The organism is Hyunsoonleella sp. 2307UL5-6 (genome assembly GCF_047345485.1).
Taxonomy (GTDB): domain Bacteria; phylum Bacteroidota; class Bacteroidia; order Flavobacteriales; family Flavobacteriaceae; genus Jejuia.
Genome location: NZ_JBLFEN010000024.1, coordinates 1 through 2,076 on the forward strand (window position 1 = coordinate 1; position 2,076 = coordinate 2,076).

At 31.4% G+C, this 2,076-nt stretch carries 4 protein-coding genes; 3 read left to right on the top strand and 1 reads right to left on the bottom strand.

Features of this window, described 5'->3' with window-relative positions; translation table 11 throughout:
- The first annotated feature begins 315 nt into the window (after positions 1-315).
- From ACKGJY_RS15465 to ACKGJY_RS15475, 3 genes are read left to right on the top strand one after another with little or no spacing between them, the layout of a single operon-like run.
- Positions 316-552 carry a hypothetical protein gene (locus ACKGJY_RS15465; RefSeq protein WP_413974803.1) on the top strand — a complete coding sequence of 79 codons (237 nt, stop codon included), beginning with the start codon at positions 316-318 and terminating at the stop codon, positions 550-552.
- Positions 552-719 (top strand): hypothetical protein, encoded by a 168-nt coding sequence (locus tag ACKGJY_RS15470; protein ID WP_413974804.1) that lies wholly within the window; start codon positions 552-554, stop codon positions 717-719. Before ACKGJY_RS15465 ends, ACKGJY_RS15470 begins: the two co-directional genes overlap by 1 nt.
- Before the next feature lie 10 nt (positions 720-729).
- Positions 730-894: a hypothetical protein gene (locus tag ACKGJY_RS15475; RefSeq protein WP_413974805.1), complete on the top strand. Its 165-nt coding sequence runs from the start codon at positions 730-732 to the stop codon at positions 892-894.
- A 147-nt stretch (positions 895-1,041) separates the two neighbouring features.
- Here ACKGJY_RS15475 and ACKGJY_RS15480 read toward each other — a convergent pair whose 3' ends face one another.
- Positions 1,042-1,764: an LEM-3-like GIY-YIG domain-containing protein gene (locus ACKGJY_RS15480; protein ID WP_413974806.1), complete on the bottom strand. Its 723-nt coding sequence runs from the start codon at positions 1,762-1,764 to the stop codon at positions 1,042-1,044.
- Positions 1,765-2,076: the final 312 nt, after the last annotated feature.

Sequence of the window (2,076 nt, forward strand, 5' to 3'; positions counted from 1 at the left end):
AGTGGACGATTATCATCGTCATCAGAACAACTGATTGATATTAGAAAAACGAATAAGATTGATAGTTTAAAGATTTTGTTCATTGTTTTAATGTTTATTGGTTTGGGTAAATTACCTACAACGGTTTGTGTATGGTTTCGGTTGCCATATACACAAACTTGCTTTGGCAACTGAACTATACACGTTGTTATATTTTAGTTTTCTTTGAGCGTTGGCAAATTGCTTTTAATAAAAAGTAACATTTTTATTACTTTTATTTGGTAGCAAGTAATTTATTTATTACTTTTGAATATGTTTAACGATAAAAACAATATTATGACACGACAAGAGATTAAAACAGACCTAGAACAAGGAACTTACTTTTATAATGATAACGAAACTTGGGTTTTAGATTTTTGGGAAGAAGCTGTAAGAGTTGCTCCAGATTTAGTTGAAAAAGACTTTAAAGGAATGAATGATTTTGTTAAAAACGATGAAGAATTTGGTGATGAAGATGGTTTTGAACTTAACAAAAAGTATAAAGAAATATTTAAAAACTTAAACCTAAAATAATGGAATTAGCAATTATAAAACTACAGGAAGAACTAGATTATGAAACTCATTTATTAGAAAGAGGCTTCTATAAAAATAAAACTGCATTTGATTCTGATGGAACTGAACAGGACTGTAAAAACAGGATTGAAAGTTATAAAAAGGCAATAGATGAACTGGCACGATAGATTTAAGCAAATGAAAAAATCACTTGGATTAAACAACCAAGACATTGCGGATATAACCGAACTAAATTACAATAGTATTAAGAACCAAACCCAACCAAACAAAGACTTACCTAAATGGCTAAAACTTACAATAGTAGTTTTTGAGCGTATGAGTGGTGGGGAAAAAGAAAATTAAATATAACGTGTTTGTATATGGTTTGTTGCGTGGTTTAAGCACCTAATTTAGCAAATAAAAACCGAATAGAAAATCCACGAGGATTTTCGTAAGTAGGCTAGAACTAGCAATAAATTATATACGTTGTTACCTTTAGTTATTTTTCATTTATAGTCTGTATTTTATCGGATTTGCAGCACCTCTTTTCTTTGTGTGAGCTAATGATTTATTTATGTATTTTTCTCGTATTTCTGGTTTTGCAATTTCTCCATTAAATCCCCAACGATTTTTTCTTTTATTATTTGGCGTTTCAATTTCATACCATTCGTGAATTTCAAAAACTTCGATTACTATTCCACAATATTCAGAAAGTGCGTATTTGGTTGTTTTCCTTTTTTGTTCTCCAACAACCCAAGCTTGTTTTGTGGATTCATAAATTTCGTTACTTGAATTTCCTCTCACATATTTTTTATTGATGTTTATTATAATTACTGGGTCAGTTAATTCAGTCAGCGGTTTTGCGTTATGAATTCGGACAATTTCGTCCGCAGTCATAAGTCCTTTTCCATTTGAGTGATGTCCTAAAACCAAATTTGAAAATTCAAAGCCAAATTTAATTCCAAAGTCAATTATAGACGCTTCGATTTCAAACGCTTCTTTTTCAGTCAATCCGTGTCTAATAATTATATGTTCAACTTCAAGTCCGCTACTAATTATTTCTCGGATTGTGTCAAGTTTTAGATTAGAGTTTTCATCTTTTATTGCACAATTTTGATGATTAAAAACTCTATTTCCAATTCCTTTTCCAATGTAAAAAGGTTTTTTATCATTCGGGTTTATCAATGCGTAAACGTAGAAATCAAGTTTTTCAATCGTTAGTTGGTCAAACATTCAGCGGTTTTTTTGGGTAATTAAAGGTAACGTTTTAGTGTAAACAAAGTACGGGTTTGTGAGCAGCGATTTTCCGAAGGAAAATCGTAAGCAAGCAAACGAGTATTTTATCAATGTAAGTCACAAAAATAGTATTTTTTTTACACATTGTTGGTTTTAAGTAGTGCGCCAGTATTAAGTGCAATTACAGAATAGCGCAAAACAACCGCAAACCCCAAGGGCATAATGAGCAAAAAACACTGTTTTTAGTGCCAACCAGAGACTTGGCAAACTTTCCACCGACAATAGCTTGGAAAAGAGACCAACCCGAGT